The sequence below is a fragment of the Bradyrhizobium sp. ORS 86 genome, from assembly GCF_045571475.1.
Lineage (GTDB): Bacteria > Pseudomonadota > Alphaproteobacteria > Rhizobiales > Xanthobacteraceae > Bradyrhizobium.
In genome coordinates, this window is sequence record NZ_CP120699.1 from 6,588,617 (window position 1) to 6,608,390 (window position 19,774).

A 19,774-nucleotide genomic window follows, 5' to 3' on the forward strand; every position below is an offset into this window, starting at 1 on the left:
GGCGCTGGCGACCGCCCGTTCCAGCGCTTAGTTTACGCCCATGGTTCACGATTCTCCCGAGCGTCCGAGACCGCCCCCCCGGCAGGCGCGGCGCGGTTCAAAATCCGACCTGCCGCAAGACGACCTGACCCTCCGGACGGACGACGTCGACCCCGAAACCTCGGCAACCGACGAGGATGACGAGGCGCGCCTGCCCGACGCGGAAGAACCCGCCGAAGGGGTCGTGGAGGGCACGCTGGCGACCGGACACGCCGCGATCGAGAACGCGGTTCGCCTCGCCCCCACCTCGCCCGGCGTCTACCGCATGCTCAATGCCGTCAATGACGTGCTCTATGTCGGCAAGGCGAAGAACGTCAAAAAGCGGCTGTCGTCCTATGCGCGGGCCAACGCGCCGTTGGCCGCCCGCATCCTGCGCATGATCGCGGCGACCACTCATGTCGAGATCGTCTCGACCACGACCGAGACCGAGGCGCTGCTGCTCGAAGCCAACCTGATCAAGCAGCTTCGTCCGCGCTTCAACGTGCAACTGCGCGACGACAAGTCGTTTCCCTACATCCTGATCACCGGCGACCATTGGGCGCCGCAGATCCTCAAACATCGGGGCGCGCAGACCAGGCCCGGACGCTACTTCGGCCCGTTCGCCTCCGCCGGCGCCGTCAACCGCACCATCACGGCGCTGCAGCGCGCGTTCCTGATCCGCTCCTGTACCGACGGCTTCTTCGAAAGCCGGACGCGGCCGTGCCTGCTCTACCAGATCAAGCGCTGCTCCGGCCCCTGCACGCGCGAGATCGATTTCCCCGGCTACAGCGAGCTGGTGCGCGAGGCGACCGAATTCCTGTCCGGCCGCAGCCACGCCGTGAAGGAATTGCTCGCTGCCGAGATGGAGAAGGCCTCCGGCGAGCTCGAGTTCGAGACCGCGGCACTTTACCGCGACCGCCTCGCCGCCTTGTCGGCGATCCAGTCGCAGCAGGGCATCAACCCACGCACGGTCGAAGAGGCCGACGTGTTCGCGATCCACCAGGAGGGCGGCTATTCCTGCGTCGAGGTGTTCTTCTTCCGCACCGGCCAGAACTGGGGCAACCGCGCCTATTTCCCGAAGGCCGAGAAGACCTTTACGCCGGAAGAGGTGCTGTCCTCGTTCCTCGCGCAATTCTACGACGACAAGCCGCCCCCGAAGCTGATCCTGCTCTCGCACGAGATCGAGGAGACCGCGCTGCTCGCCGACGCGCTCTCGGTCAAGGCCGGGTACAAGGTCGAGGTCTCCGTGCCGAAGCGCGGCGAGAAGAGGGAGCTGGTCGGCCACGCGCTCACCAATGCGCGCGAGGCGCTCGGTCGCAAGCTCGCGGATACCGCAACTCAAGGCCGGCTGCTGGAGGCCATGGTCACCACGCTCGGTCTGCCGCACACGCCGAAGCGGATCGAGGTCTACGACAACAGCCACATCCAGGGCACCAATGCGGTCGGCGCGATGATCGTGGCCGGCCCCGACGGGTTCATGAAGAACCAATACCGCAAGTTCAACATCAAGTCGGAAGGGCTGACACCTGGTGACGACTACGGGATGATGCGCGAGGTGCTGGAGCGGCGCTTCAAACGTCTGCTGAAGCCGCCGGAAGGCGACGCCGCCAAGGTGAAAGCGGACGACGATTCGTTCCCGCAGTGGCCGGACCTCGTGATCATCGACGGTGGCCGCGGCCAGCTCAACGCGGTCAGGGAGATTTTCCAGAACCTCGGGCTAACCCAGGTCTCGCTGATGGCGGTCGCCAAGGGACCGGAACGCGACGCCGGCCGCGAGACGCTGTTCATGCCGGATCGCGAGGCCATCAAGCTGGAGCCGCGGGACCCGGTGCTGTATTTCATCCAGCGGCTGCGCGACGAGGCCCACCGCTTCGTCATCGGCTCGCACCGCAAGCTGCGCAAGAAGGACATCCGCGAGGCCGGCCTGCAGGAGATTCCCGGCATCGGACCGTCGCGCAAACGTGCCTTGCTGCATCATTTCGGAACGCTCAAGGAGATCGAACGGGCCTCGATCGCCGATCTCGGCAAGGTTCCAGGCGTCAGCGCCGAGAGCGCCCGCAAGATTTTCGAGTTTTTCCACGCCCAGCCGGGTTAAAGGAGACCGAGTCATCAGGGCGTCGCCTGCGATCGGCCACCTTGGGGACGCACTGTTGACCTTCTCGCTTGAGCGGTATTGGTAGGACGGATGAACATCGCCACGACCCGGGGACAGCCCAAGACCATGTCCCTCCCGAATATCCTGACCTACGCCCGGATCGCCGCGATCCCGGTGGTGATCGGCTGTGTCTACTGGCAGTCGATCCTGGACGGCCCGTTGTGGCTGCGCTGGGTGGCGCTGGCCGTGTTCATCGCGGCAGGGGTCACCGACTATCTCGACGGCTATTATGCCCGGATATGGGATCAGCAGTCCGCGTTCGGCCGGATGCTCGATCCGATCGCCGACAAGCTTTTGGTCGCTTCCAGCCTGCTGATGCTGGCCGCCGACAACTCGATCCACGGCTGGACGCTGTGGGCCGCGATCGTGATCCTGTGCCGCGAGATCCTGGTCTCGGGCCTGCGCGAATATCTCGCTGGCTTGCGGGTCAGCGTTCCCGTCACCAAGCTTGCGAAATGGAAGACGACGATCCAACTGGTGGCGATCGGGTTCCTGATCGCGGGCGAAGCCGGCGAGCAGATTTTCCCGCCGACCACCCTGATCGGCATCGTGCTGCTGTGGATGTCGGCAATCTTCACGATCTACACCGGCTGGGACTATTTCCGCGCCGGCATCCACCACCTCATCAAGGAGGATGAGGGATGAAGGTGAAGTATTTCGCCTGGGTCCGTGAACGCATCGGCAAGGCGGAGGAGACCATCGAGCCGCCGGCCGACGTGCGCACCGTCGCCGACCTGATCGGCTGGTTGTCGGCGCGCGATGACGCTTACGCCTACGCCTTCGAGAAGCCGAAGGTGATCCGCGCGGCGATCGATCATGCGCATGTCAGACCGGATGCGACAATTTCCGGCGCGCGCGAGATCGCGTTTTTCCCGCCGATGACCGGCGGCTAAGATAGCGTTTTCAAGCGAAATGGGTCCCGGTTCGCGTGAAGAAAACGCGTCAAACAAAAGCAACCCAATGACTGTTTCAGCGACGATTCGCATCCAGGAGGCCGACTTCGACGTTGCGCGGGAGATCGCCAAGCTCAGCGAGGGCCGCAGCGACGTCGGCGCCGTCGTCAGCTTTAGCGGCATCTGCCGTGGCAGCGAGCAGGGTGAACCGATCGCCGCACTCATGCTCGAACACTATCCAGGCATGGCGGAAGCCGAGATCAGCCGCCACGCCGACCAAGCGCTGGCGCGCTGGCCGCTGCAAGGCCTCACCATCATCCACCGCTTCGGGCGCATCGTGCCGGGCGAGAACATCGTGCTGGTGGTGACGGCCTCAGCACACCGGCAGGCCGCGTTCGAGGCAGCCGAGTTCCTGATGGACTATCTCAAGACCAACGCACCGTTCTGGAAGCGCGAGGAAAGCGCGCGCGGCGTGAGCTGGGTCGAGGCGCGCGACCATGACGACGCGGCCGCCGCGCGCTGGACCAAATCCTGATGGCCAAGCGTAGTAAAGTGCCGGCAAAGCGCAGCCCCGCGGCGCCGAAGCCGCCCAGAATCGGCGCGGGCGAGCTTCGGACCCTGTTCGATTTCGTGCGCTACGCGGTCAGCCGCTTCAACGCCGCCAAGCTCGTCTTCGCGCACGGCACCACCGATCCGGTGGCGGAAGCGGCCTTCCTGATCTCGGAGGCGCTGCATCTGCATCCCGACCAGTTCGAGACCTTTGCCGGCGCGCGCGTCACTGCCGCCGAGGCCAAGCAGATCCTCGACCTGATCGAGCGCCGCGTCAGCACGCGCAAGCCCGCCGCCTATCTCGTCAACAAGGTCTATATGCGCGGCCTGCCCTTTTACGTCGACGAGCGCACCATCGTGCCGCGCTCCTTCATCGGCGAATTGCTCGATTCGCATTTCGGCGGCGATGAGGACGGCACCTCGCTGATCGGCGATCCCACCGAGGTCGAAAGCGTGCTCGACCTCTGCACCGGCTCGGGGTGTCTCGCGATCCTCGCCAGCCGGAATTTCCCGAGCGCCCCGGTCGATGCTGTCGACGTTTCAAAGGACGCACTCGCGGTCGCCGCGCGCAATGTCGCCGACCACGGCCTCGAGGACCGGCTGACGCTCTACCGCGGCGACCTGTTCAAGCCTCTCGGCGACAAGCGTTACGACCTCATCATCTCCAACCCGCCCTATGTCGATGCCGAGGGCATGGCGTCGCTGCCGCGCGAATGCCGCGCCGAGCCGAAGCTTGCCTTCGACGGCGGACCTGATGGCCTCGACATCGTCCGTCGCATCCTCGACCAGGCCAAGCAGCACCTGACCCCGCAGGGCGGCCTGCTCTGCGAGATCGGCCGCGGGCGCGACAATCTCGAAGCCGCCTATCCGAACCTGCCGCTGCTCTGGCTCGATACCGAGGAGTCCGAGGGCGAAGTGTTCTGGATCGCCGCCGCGGATCTTTGATCCGACGCGCGGGAGCCTCAGGGCGAGGCGAAAACCGTGTGCAGTTCCAGCCGGTTCCCAACATCGCAGGCCCTCGAATCAACAATGATGCTAAGCTTGTGGCACTGGGAAAGCTCGAACAGAGGGCGCGGGCGCGCGACATGATCCGCATTTCGACGATCTTCATCGCTATCTGCATGGTGCTGGTCGCAGCCTCGCTCGGCTTCGTCCTGTACTCGGTGGCGGGTATCAGCGGGTATGAATCGGCGATCGTGGCGCTCACCGCCCTCACCTTCCTGATCCTCTACAACGCGGTCTCGATGCGGATGACCGACCGCAGCAATGTCGGCACCCAGATCGCCGATCTGTCACGCGGCACCGCCGACCTCGCTCGCCAGGTCGCCGAGTTCGGCCGGCGACTGGCGGCAATCGAAGGCCGCGTCGCGTCGGCCAACTCGACCGGCGCCGACAGGATGCAGGCGATGGCCGGCGAGATCAACGAGCTTGGCGGGCTGGTGAAGCAGCTCGCGGCGTCGCTCGCCCATCATGAGGATTTGTTGGCGGCCGGTCCGGTGACGCAGGCACCGGCCGCGCCGCGGACCGAACCCTCGCCGCCGCAGGCCCCGGCCATCGCCAAGCCGACCCAGCCGCCGGTGGCGGCGACCGCAATCCCACAGCACCAGAACCAGCTTCTTGGCGCGGTGAAGAACGCGATCGAGGAGAACCGCCTCGACGTCTACCTGCAACCGATGGTGACGCTGCCGCAGCGCAAGGTGCGCTATTATGAGGCGGTGATCCGCCTGCGCGACGAGCAGGACCAGATCCTGGCCGCCGACGATTTCATCGGTGTTGCCGAGGCTGCCGGCTTGATCGGCCGCATCGACCACACGGTGATGCTCCGCTGCGTCCAGGTACTGCGCCGCCTGATGGTGCGCAACAAGGATGTCGGCGTGTTCTGCAACGTCTCGTCGGCGACGCTGGCCAATCCGGCCAGTTTCGCCCAGTGCCTCGATTTCCTCGAGACCAACCGCGCGCTGGCGCCCTCGCTGGTGCTCGAATTCAAACAGTCGACATTCCGCAGTCTCGGCCCGAACGAGAGCGAAAACCTCGCGGCGCTGGCGCAACGCGGATACCGTTTCTCGATCGACCATGTCAGCGACCTCCGCATCGAGCCGCGCGAGCTCGCCGATCGCGGCGTCCGCTTCATCAAGGTGCCGGCCGCGCTGCTGCTCGACCCCGGGCAGGCCGCGAGCACCGACATCCATCCATCCGATCTGTGCGACTTGCTCGGCCGCTACGGCATCGACCTGATCGCCGAACGGATCGAGGGTGAGCGTGCCGTGGTCGACCTGCTCGATTACGATGTCCGGTTCGGTCAAGGCTTTTTGTTCGCGCCGCCGCGGCCGTTGCGGCCGGAGGGGGCATCTGCTACCGCCGAGGCACCTCAGACCACACCTCAGGACCTCAATGGCGCCAGCAATTCAGCAACCGTCTCAAGCCCCGCAACGGCGCCGCGCGCGACCGGCAATGCCGCGCTGGCGCGCCGCGCGGTCGGCCCAAACTGACCGGCGATCCGCATCATGACGTCTTTGCGCTTCGTGGAGCGGCTGCGCGACCTCGTCGACGGCGTCGACGTCGTGCTGTCGGACATCTGGGGCGTCGTGCATAACGGGCTCGAATCCTTTCCCGAGGCCTGCGAGGCGTTGCACACGTTCCGGCAGCGCGGCGGCACCGTCATCCTGATCACCAACGCGCCGCGGCCGGCCGATTCCGTGCAGCGGCAACTGCGCAAGCTCGGCGTCGCCGACGAGACCTATGACGCCATCGTCTCCTCAGGCGATCTGACGCGGCATTTCGTGGCCGACCATCCCGGCCAGAAGATCTTCTGGATCGGCCCGGAGCGTGACAGCTCGATCCATCGCGGCCTCGACGCCACTTTGGTGCCACTGGAGCAGGCGGACTACATCATCTGCACCGGCCTGTTCGACGACGAGACCGAATCCGCCGAAGACTACCGCGACACGCTGATGAAGGCGCTCGAGCGCAAGCTGACGCTGGTCTGCGCCAATCCGGATATCGTGGTCGAGCGCGGCGACCGCCTGATCTATTGCGCCGGTGCGATCGCCGAGCTCTATCGCGAGCTCGGCGGCGAGGTGATCTTCTACGGCAAGCCGCACCGGCCGATCTATGAGCGCGCCATGGCGCTGGCCGCCGAGCGCCGCGGCCGGCCGATCGAGCCCGCGCGGGTGCTGGCGATCGGCGATTCCGTGCGCACAGACCTTACCGGCGCGCATGGCTTCGGCATCGACCTGCTGTTCATCACCCGGGGCATCCACTCCGAGGAGTTCGAGGGCATCGAGCAGCTCGATCCTGCCTCGGTGAAGGAGCTGTTCGGCCATCCGCCGCGCGCGCTGATGCGCGAGCTGAAGTGGTAGCGGCCCACTCCGCAGGGGCGCGCTGCCAAAATATCGAAAACAACCCCATGCAAAGTAGCCATGGCGCTCGGTGTTCGACCAGGCGCCTTGACACGTCGGGCAACTCAGGGATATTTTTCTAATATTCCGAAATCGCGCACGCGTAGAGACGTAAATGCCCGGGGAAAGCCGGGCACAACGAAACTTCAGTCGATACGATGAACGGGCGCTTACGCCGTCGCCATGTCCGGGAATACCGCCTCGATCTTGGTCTTCAGCGTGGCGGCGTTGAACGGCTTGACGATGTAATTGTTCACGCCGGCCTTCTTGGCCGCGATCACGTTCTCGGTTTTGGATTCCGCCGTGATCATGATGAAGGGCGTGGTGGCGAGATTGGGATCGGCGCGGACTTCCTTGAGCAGGTCGTAGCCGGTCATCGGCTCCATGTTCCAGTCGGAGATCACGAGTCCGTACTTCTTGGTGCGCATCTTGTTCAGCGCAGCCGAGCCGTCGGAAGCATCGTCAATGTTCTCGAAGCCGAGCTGCTTGAGGAGATTCCGGATGATCCGGATCATGGTGTTGTAGTCATCAACGACCAGAACCGGCATAGACAAATCAACCGCCATCTCTTCCCCCAACGACGCAAATTACGCTTCTGCGCGACCCGCAGCTCTCCGGCAACGACTAACAGCAGGCCTTAAACAGCGCGTTAACCCGCCGGAACCGGATTGTTACGGATTTGATGCAATGTTCGCCCGCTTGACTTCCAAGCCGCGGAGACGTCACGGTCCGGCCCGCAACGACCATGCTTAAGAATGCTTGAAGAATCCCTGAAATGAGCACCGGTTTTACCGTTATCCGCGACAACACCCCTGTGAGCGCAATCCCGAGGGGCGCCGTGGTCGCGATGGGCAATTTCGATGGCGTCCATCTCGGCCATCGCGCCGTGATCGGCGCAGCGCTGGCGATGGGCAAAACCCACGGCAAGCCGGCGCTGGCGGTGACCTTCGAGCCGCATCCACGCAGCTTCTTCAGCCCGAACAGCCCGCAATTCCGTCTCACGGACGAGACCAACAAGCTGCGATTGCTCGCGGGGACCGGGCTCGCCGGTGCCGTGGTCATGACGTTCGACAAGGCGCGTGCAGGCACCTCGGCGCAGGACTTCATTCACCACGACCTGATCGAGCGGCTCGGCATCAGCGGGATCGCGGTCGGCTACGACTTCCATTTCGGCAAAGGCCGGGTCGGCTCGCCGAGCCTGCTCGTCAGCGAGGCGCCGCGGCTCGGCATCGAGGTCGACGTGCAGGCTCACGTCGATATCGAGGAGCGCCCGGTGTCCTCGAGCGCGATCCGCATGGCGCTCGCCGAAGGCCAAATTGCCGACGCCACCACCATGCTGGGCGCACCGTGGTTCGTCACCGGCGAGGTGGTCCACGGCGAGAAGCGCGGCCGCGATCTCGGCTACCCGACCGCCAATATCCGGCTCGACAAGCATTGCGGGCTGAAGCACGGCATCTATGCGGTGCGGGTCGGCCGCGGATCGGAACGGCTTGACGGCGTCGCCAGCTTCGGCCGCCGTCCGACCTTCGACAACGGCGCGCCCCTGCTCGAAGTGTTCCTGTTCGACTTCAAGGGCGATCTCTACGGCAAGGTCCTTGATGTCGCTTTCATCAGTTTCATTCGCGACGAGCTGAAATTCGACACCATCGAGGCGCTGATACGCCAGATGGATGACGACAGCGCCAAGGCGCGCGCGGCATTGGCCGCGGCGCCGGACGCGTTCCCGAAGCTCGGAGTGATTGGTTGAACAAGACAGAAAAACAGAAAATGCTCGCGGGCGAGCTGTATCGCCCGGACGCAGAGCTCGCCGCCGACCACACCGCCGCCGAGCAATGGATAGCGCGCTACAATGCTTCAGGCGCGGCACCGGCTGCCGAACTCCATGCGCTGCTCGCCGAGCGCTTCCGCCGCGTCGGCAAGGATGCCGTGATCCGGCCGCCGTTCTTCTGCGACTATGGAACCAATATCAGCCTCGGCGACGGCGTGTTCCTCAACTTCAATTGCGTGATCCTCGACGTCGTCGAGGTGACAATCGGCGATCGCACCCAGATCGGCCCCGCGGTCCAGATCTACACCGCCGACCATCCGCGCGACGCCGCGACCCGCCGCGCCGGACTGGAGTTCGGCCGTCCGATCCGGATCGGCAGCGACGTCTGGATCGGCGGCGGTGCCATCATCCTGCCCGGGGTGACCATCGGCGACGGCGCCGTGGTCGGCGCCGGCAGCGTGGTGACGCGGGATGTCGCGGACGGAGCCATCGTGGCGGGAAATCCGGCCCGGCCGCGGCCGGGTTAGCACGACAGTTGTCATTCCCCGCGAATGCGGGGAATCCAGTACGCCGAGACCCCTCGGACGGGGCCTTGACGTCTCTGGGATACTGGATCGTCCGCTTTCGCGGACGATGACACCGAGATGAACTGCAGTGCCTTGCTTCGCCCTCAGGATGGCCAAGACCTTTGCGATTTCCGCCTCCGGCTGCTATGGAAACCCCATGTTTTCGCGGCGCATCATACGGATTAGCGGCCCGGCTTCCGCCTGAGCCTGAAGGCTCGGCGCAAGACCGGGACTTCGTCGTTTCACCCGCGATTGATCGCGTATCCGCGCCCGCACCTGCCAAATCAGAGCCTTCATGTCCGATAAGCCGCAAAAGACCGCTACTGCCGACTATTCGAAAACCCTCTATCTGCCGCAGACGGATTTCCCGATGCGCGCCGGCTTGCCGCAGCGCGAGCCGGAAATCCTGAAATACTGGAACGAGATCGGCCTCTACGAAAAGCTGCGCCAGAGCGCCCAGGGCCGCGCCAAATTCGTGCTGCATGACGGCCCGCCCTATGCCAACGGCAACATCCATATCGGGCACGCGCTGAACAAGATCCTCAAGGACGTCGTGACCAAGAGCCAGCAGATGCTCGGCTTCGACTCCAACTACGTCCCGGGCTGGGACTGCCACGGCCTGCCGATCGAATGGAAGATCGAGGAGGAGAACTACCGCTCAAAGGGCAAGCAGAAGCCGGACTTCCGCGATTCCACCGCGATGGTGGCGTTCCGCAAGGAGTGCCGCGCCTATGCAACGCACTGGATCAACGTGCAGCGCGAGGAGTTCAAGCGGCTCGGCATCATCGGCGACTGGGACCACCCTTACGAGACGATGAGTTATCCGGCGGAAGCCCAGATCGCCCGCGAGCTGATGAAGTTCGCCGCCAACGGCACGCTCTATCGCGGCTCCAAGCCGGTGATGTGGAGCGTGGTCGAGAAGACCGCGCTCGCCGAGGCCGAGGTCGAGTACGAGGACCACACCTCGGATACGGTGTGGGTCAAATTCCCGATCACCTCGCCGGCGCATGGCGCGCTCGCCAATGCCTCCGTGGTGATCTGGACCACCACACCGTGGACGCTGCCCGGCAACCGCGCCATCTCCTTTTCGCCCAAGATCGCCTACGGCCTCTACAAGGTGACGGACGCACCGGCGGACAATTGGGCGAAGACCGGCGATCTCCTGATCCTGGCCGACGCGCTCGCCGCGGACGTGTTCAAGCAGGCGCGCGTCACGGCCTATGAGAAGGTGCGCGACATCCCGGGCGACACGCTCGACGCCGTGGAATGCGCGCATCCGCTGCGCGGGTTCAACGGCGGCTACGGATTCACCGTGCCGCTGCTCGCCGGCGAGCACGTCACCGACGACACCGGTACCGGCTTCGTGCACACCGCGCCCAGCCATGGCCGCGAGGACTTCGACGTCTGGACGGCCAACACGCGCGAGCTCGACGCCCGCGGCATCCCGACCGCGATCCCCTACACCGTCGATGAGAATGGCGCGTACACCGCGCAGGCCCCCGGCTTCACCGGAAAGCGCGTGCTCAACGACAAGGGCGAGAAGGGCGACGCCAACGACGCCGTGATCAAGGCACTGATCGAGGCCGGCAGGCTGCTCGCGCGCGGCCGGTTGAAGCACCAGTATCCGCATTCCTGGCGCTCCAAGAAGCCGGTGATCTTCCGCAATACGCCGCAGTGGTTCATCGCGATGGACAAGGACATCGCCACGAACGGTCACGCCCGGAAGGGCGACACCTTGCGCGCCCGCGCCCTGCATGCGATCTCGGTGACCCAATGGGTGCCGCCGGCCGGCGAAAACCGCATCAACGGCATGATCGCCAACCGCCCGGACTGGGTGATCTCGCGCCAGCGCGCCTGGGGCGTGCCGATCGCCGTGTTCGTGCGCGAGAAGGCCGACGGCTCGGCCGAGATCCTGCAGGACGAAGTCGTCAACCAGCGCATCATCGAGGCCTTCATGCAGGAAGGCGCCGATGCCTGGTACATGGAAGGCGCGCGCGAGCGCTTTCTTGGGCCGCGCGCGAGCGAGGACTGGAAGAAGATCGACGACATCCTCGACGTCTGGTTCGATTCCGGCTCGACGCACGCCTTCGTGCTGGAGGACCGCCAGAACTTCCCGACGCTCGGCCACATCGCGCGCAAGGTCGATGGCGGCAACGACACCGTGATGTATCTGGAGGGAAGCGACCAGCATCGCGGCTGGTTCCACTCCTCGCTGCTGGAGAGCGCCGGCACGCGCGGCCGCGCGCCTTACGACATCGTGCTCACCCACGGCTTCACGCTCGACGAGAACGGCCGCAAGATGTCGAAGTCGCTCGGCAACACCGTCGAGCCGCAGAAGGTGATCAAGGATTCCGGCGCCGATATTCTGCGTCTGTGGGTCTGCGCCACCGACTATGCCGACGACCAGCGCATCGGTCCCGAAATCCTGAAGAACACCATCGAGACCTATCGCAAGCTGCGCAACACGATCCGCTGGATGCTCGGCACGCTGCACCACTTCAAGCAAGCCGAGAGGGTCGCCGATGCCGACATGCCCGAGCTCGAGCGGCTGATGCTGCACGAACTGGCCGGCCAGGCCGAGATCGTCCGCCAGGCCTATGCCGAATTCGACTACAAGACCGTGGTCGCAAGCCTCTCCGCCTTCATGAACGCCGAGTTGTCGGCCTTCTACTTCGATATCCGCAAGGATACGCTGTATTGCGATCCGCCATCCTCGGTGGCGCGCAAGGCGGCGCTGACCACGATCGATACGCTGTGCGATGCGATCCTGAAGTGGCTGGCCCCGGTGCTGAGCTTCACGACCGACGAAGCCTGGCGGATGTACCGGCCGAAGGCCGAGCCGTCGGTGCACCTGACCCAGTTCCCGGACGGTCTCGAGCAGTTCCGCGACGACAAGCTCGCCGCGAAGTGGGAGACGATCCGCAACGTGCGCCGCGTCGTCACCGGTGCGCTCGAGCTCGAACGCGCGGCCAAGAAGATCGGCTCGTCGTTGGAAGCGTCGCCGGTCATCTATGTCGCCGACAGGGACATGCTGGCGACGCTGTTCGACGTCGACCTGGCCGAGGTCTGCATCACCTCGAACTATGAGGTACGCGAGGGCGAGGTACCGGCCGGCGCGTTCCGTCTCGATGCCGTCCCCGGCGTCGCCGTGGTGGTCGAGAAGGCGGTCGGCACCAAATGCGCACGCTCGTGGAAGATACTGCCCGACGTCGGCGCCGACCCCGAATATCCCGACGTCTCGCCGCGCGACGCGCAGGCGCTGCGTGAGTGGAAGGCCTTGGGGGTCAGCGTCTGATATCCATCCATCGTCGTCCCTGCGAAAGCAGGGACCCATAACCACCGGCCTTCGACGTGAACCGCTATCAATGACTCCGAGCCCTTCAAACAACATCCGCCGGTGGCTATGGATCCCCGCTTTCGCGGGGACGACAGGGTGTTACGTGGCGGCAGCCTGCCGATGACCCCTGCTGTCCGCGCCGGCGTGCTCGCGGCGATCGCAACCCTGATCGCCGATCAGGCCTCGAAGCTCTGGCTGCTGCACGTGCTCGACATCGCCCATAACGGCGCGGTGTCGGTGACGCCGTTCTTCGACCTGGTCCTCGCCATGAATCCCGGGATCAGCTTCGGCTGGTTCCAGAGCGAGAGCCCCACGGCCCAGATCGTTCTGATGGCGATCAAGGTGGCGGCGGTGATCGCACTGGCGATCTGGATGGCGCGGTCGCGGACCTGGCTTGCCACGGTGGCGCTTGGCCTCATCATCGGCGGCGCCATCGGCAACGGGATCGACCGCCTCGCCTACGGCGCCGTGGTCGATTTTGCCCTGTTTCACGTCCAGATCGGCGCGAAAACCTTCAGTTGGTACGTCTTTAACCTCGCCGATGTAGCCATCGTTGTCGGCGTGGCAGCGCTATTGTATGATTCGCTGCTGGGGGTACCCGCCGCAAAAGCGCCCTGATCCCGGCCGATAGGAGCCGGTCGGCGATAGACCAGCAGCATGCGCGGAACTGTGCCTAAGCCAGTGAACGCTTTGCCGAATTTTTCAGATGGGAAGAGCGCGATGCGCAACATCAGAGCCCGCGATTACCTGACCCAGACGTCCCGGCCGGCGCTGCTGCGCGGCCTGCATCTGGCGCTCGTCGCAGCCGGGATCGGCCTAGTCATGATGACGGGCCCGGTGCGCGCCGGCGATGGTGACGATGACGGCGACGACGGGCTGACCTTCGAGGAGCGGATCATCGACAATTTGATGACCGGTCTGGGCGCCAAGAGTGCTGCCAGCAAGGGCATCGATTATCGCGAACGCTCTCCATTGGTGGTTCCGCCGAACCTTGACCTGCCCCCGCCGGCCTCCGCCGCGCAGGCCAACGCGCCGAACTGGCCGAAGGACCCCGATATCGCCAAGCGCAAGGCCATGATCGAGGCGCGCAAGAAGGAGGTCAAGAAGGAGCCGTGGCAGGAGGCGGTGCCGCTGACCCAGGCCGAGATCGAGGCGGGCCGAAAGCAGCAGACGGCGACCGACAGCAGCAAGGAACCGATCGAGCCCGGCGTGACCAAGAATCCGTCGCTGATGCCGGACCAGCTCGGCTATACCGGCGGCCTGCTCGGCATGTTCAAGGGGAACAGCAGCGAGTCCAAACCGTTCAAGGGTGAGCCGACCCGCGAGTCCTTGACCGAGCCGCCTCCGGGTTACCAGACGCCATCATCGAGCTATGCCTATGGCACAGGGCCGCAGAAACCGATGGCGAAAGAAGGCCAGTACGACGTTATGACCGGAAAGCCGATCCAATAATTACGTGGCCTCGGCCACTGGGCCTCACATGAGCAAAGCTTAATGCGGAGTGACGCTTGTCTCTCCGCTTCGTGACGAACGGCACGGGCAGTCCCGTGTACGATGCCGTGCTTTCGCGCCCCGACCATATGTCCGGGCTGCCATAAGGATCATGATGCCCTCACGTAGATCGATCGCGTTTCTCGCGGCCACGCTTATTTCCACCATCTCGCTGCCGGGCAGCGGCCTCCGCGCCCAGACCACCGTCACCTCGGAGCGTCCCGCCAGCTTCACGCTCGCTAACGGCCTGCAGGTCGTGGTGATCCCTGATCACCGGACGCCCGTGGTCACGCAGATGATCTGGTACAAGGTCGGCTCCGCCGACGAGACGCCGGGCAAATCCGGACTCGCGCATTTTCTCGAGCACCTGATGTTCAAGGGCACCGCCAAGCACCCGGCCGGGGAGTTTTCCCAGACCGTGCTGCGGGTCGGCGGCAACGAGAACGCGTTCACCTCGTTCGACTACACCGGCTACTTCCAGCGCGTGCCGCGCGACCAGCTTCCCACCATGATGGAGTTCGAGGCCGATCGCATGACCGGCCTGATCCTCAAGGACGAGAACGTGCTGCCCGAGCGCGATGTCGTGCTCGAGGAATACAACATGCGCGTTGCCAACAATCCCGACGCGCGGTTGACCGAGCAGATCATGGCCGCGCTCTACCTCAACCATCCCTATGGTCGCCCGGTGATCGGCTGGCACCAGGAGATCGAAAAGCTCGACCGCGAGGATGCGCTTGCCTTCTACAAGCGGTTCTACGCGCCAAACAACGCGATCCTGATCATCGCCGGCGACGTCGACGTCAAGGATGTCCGCCCGCTGGTCGAAAAGAACTTCGGCCCGATCCCGGCCCAGCGCGCCATCGCCGAGAAGCGCGTCCGGCCGCAGGAACCGATACCCGCGGCGCTGCGCACCGTCACGCTGTCCGATCCGCGCGTCGAGCAGCCGAGCCTGCGCCGCTATTATCTCGTGCCATCGGCCACGACGGCGGCGGCCGGCGAAAGCCCCGCGCTCGATGTGCTCGCGCAACTCATGGGCGGCGGCAACAACTCGTATCTCTATCGCTCGCTGGTGATCGACCAGGGACTGGCGATCAGTACGGGGGCGGGCTACCAGGGCACGGCGCTCGACCCGTCCCAGTTCTCGATCTCGGTGACACCGAAGCCGGGCGTCGAATTCGCGCAGATCGAGGAAGCGATCGACAGGGTGATCGCCGACCTCGCGCGGAACACCGCCAAGGCCGAGGACCTCGAACGGGTCAAGACCCAGCTCATCGCGGAAGCGATCTACGCCCAGGACAATCAGGCGACACTGGCGCGCTGGTACGGCGGGGCCCTGACCACGGGGCTGAGCATCGACGACATCAGGACCTGGCCGGACCGCATTCGCGCCGTCACCGCCGAGCAGGTGCGCGCCGCCGCGGCCAAGTGGCTCGACAAGAAGCGGTCGGTCACCGGCTATTTGATCAAGGATACTGCGCCGAAACGCGAGGAGAAGCGCTCGTGACATATTCCATCACCCGACGCGCCGCTCTGATCGGCAGCGCTTGCGCTGCGATGCTGGCGTTGTCGTCCGCGCCCTCGCAGGCTGCGGCCAAGATCCAGCGCGTGGTCTCGCCCGGCGGCATCGAAGCCTGGTTCGTGCAGGACGCCACAGTGCCCCTGGTCGCGATGGAATATGCCTTCAGCGGCGGCGCAAGCCAGGATCCGTCGGCCAAGCCCGGCGTCGCCAACCTGGTCGCGGACCTGCTCGACGAAGGCTCCGGCGATCTCGATTCCAAGACCTATCATGAGCGGCTCGACCGCCGTGCCATCGAGCTCAGCTTCCAGGCGACGCGCGATCACTTCCGCGGCTCGCTCCGCATGCTCAAGGACAACAAGGACGAGGCCTACGACCTGTTGCGGATGGCGCTGACCTCACCGCACTTCGAGCCGTCCGACGTCGAACGCATCCGCGCTCAGGTGATCTCGACGCTGCGCCGTGAATCGACCAATCCGTCCTCGCTGGCCGGCCGCAAGTTCCTCGAAGTCGCGTTCGGCGATCACCCTTATGGCAAGGTCGCCACAGGCACGCTCGAGAGCGTGCCGAAGATCGAGATATCGGACCTGAAGGATTACGCGCGCCGCGTCATCGCTAAGGATACGCTGCACATCGCCGTGGTCGGCGACGTCGATGCCGACACGCTCGGCAAGCTGCTCGACAAGACCTTCGGCGGCCTGCCGGCCAAGGCCGAGCTGACCCCTGTTCGCGATGTCATGGCGACCAAGCCGCCGCAACGCGCCTTCGTCCCGCTCGACGTGCCGCAGACCGTCGTCACCTTCGGCGGGCCCGGCATCAACAGGCACGATCCGGACTTCATGGCGGCCTATGTGGTGAACCACATCCTCGGCGGCGGCGGCCTGTCGTCGCGGCTCTACAAGGAGGTGCGCGAAAAGCGCGGCCTGGCCTATTCGATCTATGAAGCCTTGATCTGGATGGATCACTCGGCGCTGTTCATCGGTAACACCGGCACCCGTGCCGACCGCGCCGGCGAGACCGTCGACGCGCTCGAGGCCGAGGTCCGCCGGATTGCCGAGGATGGCCCGACGCAGCAGGAGCTGGATGAGGCGAAGTCCTATCTGAAGGGCTCACAGATGCTCGCGCTCGACACTTCCTCGAAGCTGGCACAGGCGATGTTGCAGTATCAGCTCGACAAGCTGCCGATCGACTACATCGAGAAGCGCAACGCCATCGTCGACGCAGTGACGCTCGAGGATACCAAGCGGGTCGCGAAGAAGCTCTGGGGCGACGGCCTGCTCACCGTGATCGTCGGCCGCGCCCCACAGGCCGCAGCCCAGCCGGCCGCCGCGACGCCGCCATTGAAAGCGAACTGAGGCATTTCGGGGGACGTCGGCTTTCTCACGCGCACCGACTGCAGCGCTCGGGGCATCAACACCACGCAAGCACGCGCGAGCCAAACCCGCTATCCTGCGCGCGCCGATTCTTCCTCACCGGGTGATGCCATGCTGCGGGTGTCCCGCGACCTCTCGATCGACGAGACCGACATCGAGATTGTCTTTGTCCGCGCCTCCGGTCCGGGCGGACAAAACGTCAACAAGGTTTCGACCGCAGCCCAGCTCCGTTTCGACACGCGCAAGATCGCGCTGCCGCCAGACGCCGCGCAGCGGCTGGCGCGACTCGCCGGCAGCCGCATGACCAAGGACGGCGTGATCGTGATCCAGGCGTATCGCTTCCGAACCCAGGAGCGAAATCGAGCTGATGCGATCGAGCGGCTGGTCGAGATGTTGAAGGAAGCGTTGGTGCGACCGACGCCGCGGCGCCCGACCAAGCCGACGCTCGGCTCCAAGCAGCGTCGGCTCGAAGGCAAGAAGCGGCGCAGCGACATCAAGGCGCGGCGCGGCGTCCGCGGCTTCGACGATTGAACGGCGCGCGACCGGATGCAGCGCACGCGAGGCGCGCTGCATCCAAAGATCATGCGCCAAGACGTGATGAGACTCGAATGAGAGTCGTCATCACGTTTCGGCTTCGTGCTCAGGCAAGATCTTTTTGAAAGACCGCTAAACACCTCGGATCATGCTTTAGTACTTCTTGGTTCCCGGCGCCGTAGCCCCGGAACCTGTCGCCTTGTGTCCAGTGCTGCCGGCACCGACGGTGCCGCGGGTGCCGCTCTTGGCGGTAGCGCCGCCCTTCGCGGTCCCCGCACCCGCCTGCGAGTTGAGTTCTTCGTCCGCAGCACCAGCGCCCGATGGTGCGCCCTGCATCGTGCCGGGGCTGCGCTGCATGCCGGCGCCGGTCTGGCTCTGGGTCGACATACCCTGTGCCAGTGCCGAGCCGGCAAAAAGTGCCGACACAGCAAACGCGACCGCGAATGTCTTCGCTGATTTCATCCATTGCTCCTGGATTTTGCTCGCGCGGAATGGTTCGGCGGGTCTCGGCGCCGTCTGCTGCGCCGCACCTATCCTTGCGCGTATTGACGATATCGCAAACGACGCGTGCGCCATGCAAACTGCGTCGTGTGGAGATCGTGCAGGATTTTCGCGGCCATTTCGCGGAATTGCGCTTCACATATGCGGCGCGATCGGCGCCGTCGCCATCTTCTTGTCGTCTCGCCGACAAGCAGGCCGCGCTTTGTTCGCATGAAACAGCCGGCTACTACCACCGCACATTAGCTGCGCCCTACAGTCTGCGCGAGGTGTGGGAACGACGGCGATGCGGCATTCGGGGCGGACCATCGGACTGGGATTTTGCAGCGCGTTGCTTGCAGTGCAGACCGCGGCTGCGCAAATGCCCCTGCGCGCCGCCAAGCCACCCGATGGATCGACGCTGTTCAAGCAGCAATGCGCAACATGCCACACCACCAACACCACTGATCCCGTCCGGCAAGGGCCGTCGCTCCACAAGGTCATCGGCCGCCACGCCGGCAAGGCTGACGGCTTCAAATATTCCGCGGGCTTCGCGCAGGCCGACTTCGTCTGGGACGACGCAAGGCTCGACGCCTGGCTGACCAATCCGCAAGCCGTGGTCCCCGGCGCCGTGATGGCCTACCGGCAGGCCAAGCCCGAGATCCGCGCCATGATCATCGCCTATCTGAAGGAGCTGAACTGAATGGCGAAACCCGTGCACTCGATGATCCGCGTGTTCGACGAGACGAAATCGCTCGACTTCTACCGGCGCGCCTTCGGTCTCGAGATCGCCGACAATCTGAGGTTTTCCGATTTCGCACTGATCTATCTGCGCCATCCCTCCTCGCCCTTCGAGGTCGAGCTCACGGTGAATTTCGATCGCAAGGAGCCCTACGCGCTCGGCGATGGCTACGGCCATCTCGCCGTCGTCGTCGACGACGTCGATGCCGAGCACGCGCGCTTCGAGACGGAGAAACTGTCGCCCGGGCCGCTGCGCGACTTCAAGCATGACGGCAACACGCTGGCGCGCTTCTTCTTCGTCTCCGATCCTGACGGCTACAAGATCGAGGTGATCCAGCGCGGCGGACGGTTCGGTTAGTGCACGGCAACCACACAATAAAATCCACGGAGGAACGCATGAGAGAAATCGATCGACGCAGCAAGTATGACCGGCGAGTCTTTCTCAAAGGCGCGGCCGCAACCGCACCGGCGGTCGCGATCGCGACCTCTACTGGACTTGGTATCACCGATGCGTGGGCCGACGAGGCATCGACGCTGACGCCGGCGACGATGAAGACGTTGCTCAGGATAGCGCGCGACATCTATCCGCACGACATCCTCGCCGACAGCTACTACATCGCGGCGGTCAAGCCGTGGGATGACAAGGCGGCGAAGGACCCTGCCGTGAAATCGCTGATCAATGACGGCGTCGCCAGGCTCGACCAGGAGGCCAACGAACGTCACAAGATGCCTTATGTGCAGGTCGCCTGGGAGAACGACCGCGTCGCACTGCTGCAGCGCATCGAGCACAGCGACTTCTTCCAGAAGATCCGCGGCGACCTCATCGTCTCGCTCTACAACAACAAGGAGGTTTGGCCGAAATTCGGTTACGAGGGCTCCTCCGCCGAGTATGGCGGCTACATCAAGCGCGGCTTCGCCGACATCGACTGGCTGCCCAAGGCCTAGGCGCCAGCAACGA

At 64.8% G+C, this 19,774-nt stretch carries 20 protein-coding genes; 18 read left to right on the top strand and 2 right to left on the bottom strand.

The window, feature by feature from the left end:
* Nucleotides 1-40: 40 nt before the first annotated feature.
* The 7 genes from uvrC to P6U25_RS30370 all read left to right on the top strand — a co-directional run bounded on the left by uvrC (nucleotide 41) and on the right by P6U25_RS30370 (nucleotide 6,974).
* Entirely contained in the window at nucleotides 41-2,113 is a 2,073-nt protein-coding gene (uvrC, locus tag P6U25_RS30340) for an excinuclease ABC subunit UvrC (protein WP_407148417.1), read from the top strand.
* Between the two features lie 90 nt (nucleotides 2,114-2,203).
* Entirely contained in the window at nucleotides 2,204-2,818 is a 615-nt protein-coding gene (pgsA, locus tag P6U25_RS30345; RefSeq protein ID WP_407148418.1) for a CDP-diacylglycerol--glycerol-3-phosphate 3-phosphatidyltransferase, read from the top strand.
* Nucleotides 2,815-3,066, top strand: coding sequence for a molybdopterin converting factor subunit 1 (gene moaD, locus P6U25_RS30350; RefSeq protein ID WP_407148419.1), 252 nt, complete (start codon nucleotides 2,815-2,817; stop codon nucleotides 3,064-3,066). Before pgsA ends, moaD begins: the two co-directional genes overlap by 4 nt.
* Nucleotides 3,067-3,133: 67 nt before the next feature.
* Entirely contained in the window at nucleotides 3,134-3,601 is a 468-nt protein-coding gene (locus tag P6U25_RS30355) for a molybdenum cofactor biosynthesis protein MoaE (protein WP_407148420.1), read from the top strand.
* On the top strand, nucleotides 3,601-4,560 hold the full coding sequence (gene prmB, locus P6U25_RS30360; RefSeq protein WP_407148421.1) for a 50S ribosomal protein L3 N(5)-glutamine methyltransferase: 960 nt from the start codon (nucleotides 3,601-3,603) through the stop codon (nucleotides 4,558-4,560). Before P6U25_RS30355 ends, prmB begins: the two co-directional genes overlap by 1 nt.
* 140 nt (nucleotides 4,561-4,700) lie before the next feature.
* Nucleotides 4,701-6,104, top strand: a complete 1,404-nt coding sequence (locus P6U25_RS30365) for an EAL domain-containing protein (RefSeq protein WP_407148422.1) — start codon at nucleotides 4,701-4,703, stop codon at nucleotides 6,102-6,104.
* A gap of 15 nt (nucleotides 6,105-6,119) precedes the next feature.
* The gene (locus P6U25_RS30370) at nucleotides 6,120-6,974 is read left to right on the top strand and encodes a TIGR01459 family HAD-type hydrolase (protein ID WP_407148423.1); all 855 of its coding nucleotides are present in this window, start codon (nucleotides 6,120-6,122) and stop codon (nucleotides 6,972-6,974) included.
* 209 nt (nucleotides 6,975-7,183) lie between these two features.
* On the opposite strand, the gene P6U25_RS30375 is transcribed toward P6U25_RS30370, so the two are convergent.
* A complete protein-coding gene (locus P6U25_RS30375; RefSeq protein ID WP_407148424.1) occupies nucleotides 7,184-7,579 on the bottom strand; it encodes a response regulator in 396 nt (131 codons plus the stop codon).
* A 209-nt stretch (nucleotides 7,580-7,788) separates the two neighbouring features.
* Here P6U25_RS30375 and P6U25_RS30380 point away from each other — a divergent pair, with 209 nt between their 5' ends.
* The 8 genes from P6U25_RS30380 (at nucleotide 7,789) to arfB (ending at nucleotide 17,595) form a co-directional block, all read left to right on the top strand.
* A complete protein-coding gene (locus P6U25_RS30380) occupies nucleotides 7,789-8,760 on the top strand; it encodes a bifunctional riboflavin kinase/FAD synthetase (RefSeq protein WP_407148425.1) in 972 nt (323 codons plus the stop codon).
* The gene (locus P6U25_RS30385; RefSeq protein WP_407148426.1) at nucleotides 8,757-9,308 is read left to right on the top strand and encodes a sugar O-acetyltransferase; all 552 of its coding nucleotides are present in this window, start codon (nucleotides 8,757-8,759) and stop codon (nucleotides 9,306-9,308) included. The genes P6U25_RS30380 and P6U25_RS30385 overlap by 4 nt, the downstream gene beginning before the upstream one ends.
* Before the next feature lie 334 nt (nucleotides 9,309-9,642).
* On the top strand, nucleotides 9,643-12,642 hold the full coding sequence (gene ileS, locus P6U25_RS30390) for an isoleucine--tRNA ligase (RefSeq protein ID WP_407148427.1): 3,000 nt from the start codon (nucleotides 9,643-9,645) through the stop codon (nucleotides 12,640-12,642).
* A 162-nt stretch (nucleotides 12,643-12,804) separates the two neighbouring features.
* A complete protein-coding gene (lspA, locus tag P6U25_RS30395) occupies nucleotides 12,805-13,302 on the top strand; it encodes a signal peptidase II (RefSeq protein WP_407148428.1) in 498 nt (165 codons plus the stop codon).
* 102 nt (nucleotides 13,303-13,404) lie between these two features.
* Nucleotides 13,405-14,136 (top strand): hypothetical protein, encoded by a 732-nt coding sequence (locus P6U25_RS30400; RefSeq protein WP_407148429.1) that lies wholly within the window; start codon nucleotides 13,405-13,407, stop codon nucleotides 14,134-14,136.
* A gap of 151 nt (nucleotides 14,137-14,287) precedes the next feature.
* Nucleotides 14,288-15,679 (top strand): M16 family metallopeptidase, encoded by a 1,392-nt coding sequence (locus tag P6U25_RS30405; protein WP_407148430.1) that lies wholly within the window; start codon nucleotides 14,288-14,290, stop codon nucleotides 15,677-15,679.
* Nucleotides 15,676-17,046: a M16 family metallopeptidase gene (locus tag P6U25_RS30410; protein WP_407148431.1), complete on the top strand. Its 1,371-nt coding sequence runs from the start codon at nucleotides 15,676-15,678 to the stop codon at nucleotides 17,044-17,046. The genes P6U25_RS30405 and P6U25_RS30410 overlap by 4 nt, the downstream gene beginning before the upstream one ends.
* Before the next feature lie 129 nt (nucleotides 17,047-17,175).
* Nucleotides 17,176-17,595, top strand: a complete 420-nt coding sequence (arfB, locus tag P6U25_RS30415) for an alternative ribosome rescue aminoacyl-tRNA hydrolase ArfB (protein WP_407148432.1) — start codon at nucleotides 17,176-17,178, stop codon at nucleotides 17,593-17,595.
* 156 nt (nucleotides 17,596-17,751) lie between these two features.
* Here the strand turns inward: arfB and P6U25_RS30420 are convergent, their stop codons facing one another.
* Complete coding sequence (locus P6U25_RS30420; protein ID WP_407148433.1) at nucleotides 17,752-18,060, bottom strand: hypothetical protein; 309 nt, start codon at nucleotides 18,058-18,060, stop codon at nucleotides 17,752-17,754.
* Nucleotides 18,061-18,457: 397 nt separating this feature from the next.
* Here P6U25_RS30420 and P6U25_RS30425 point away from each other — a divergent pair, with 397 nt between their 5' ends.
* Genes P6U25_RS30425 through P6U25_RS30435 form a run of 3 tightly spaced genes read left to right on the top strand, consistent with a single transcriptional unit; the run spans nucleotide 18,458 to nucleotide 19,761 of the window.
* Entirely contained in the window at nucleotides 18,458-18,778 is a 321-nt protein-coding gene (locus tag P6U25_RS30425; RefSeq protein WP_407152660.1) for a c-type cytochrome, read from the top strand.
* Complete coding sequence (locus P6U25_RS30430) at nucleotides 18,779-19,174, top strand: VOC family protein (protein ID WP_407148434.1); 396 nt, start codon at nucleotides 18,779-18,781, stop codon at nucleotides 19,172-19,174.
* Between the two features lie 38 nt (nucleotides 19,175-19,212).
* Nucleotides 19,213-19,761: a gluconate 2-dehydrogenase subunit 3 family protein gene (locus P6U25_RS30435; protein WP_407148435.1), complete on the top strand. Its 549-nt coding sequence runs from the start codon at nucleotides 19,213-19,215 to the stop codon at nucleotides 19,759-19,761.
* Nucleotides 19,762-19,774 lie beyond the last annotated feature (13 nt).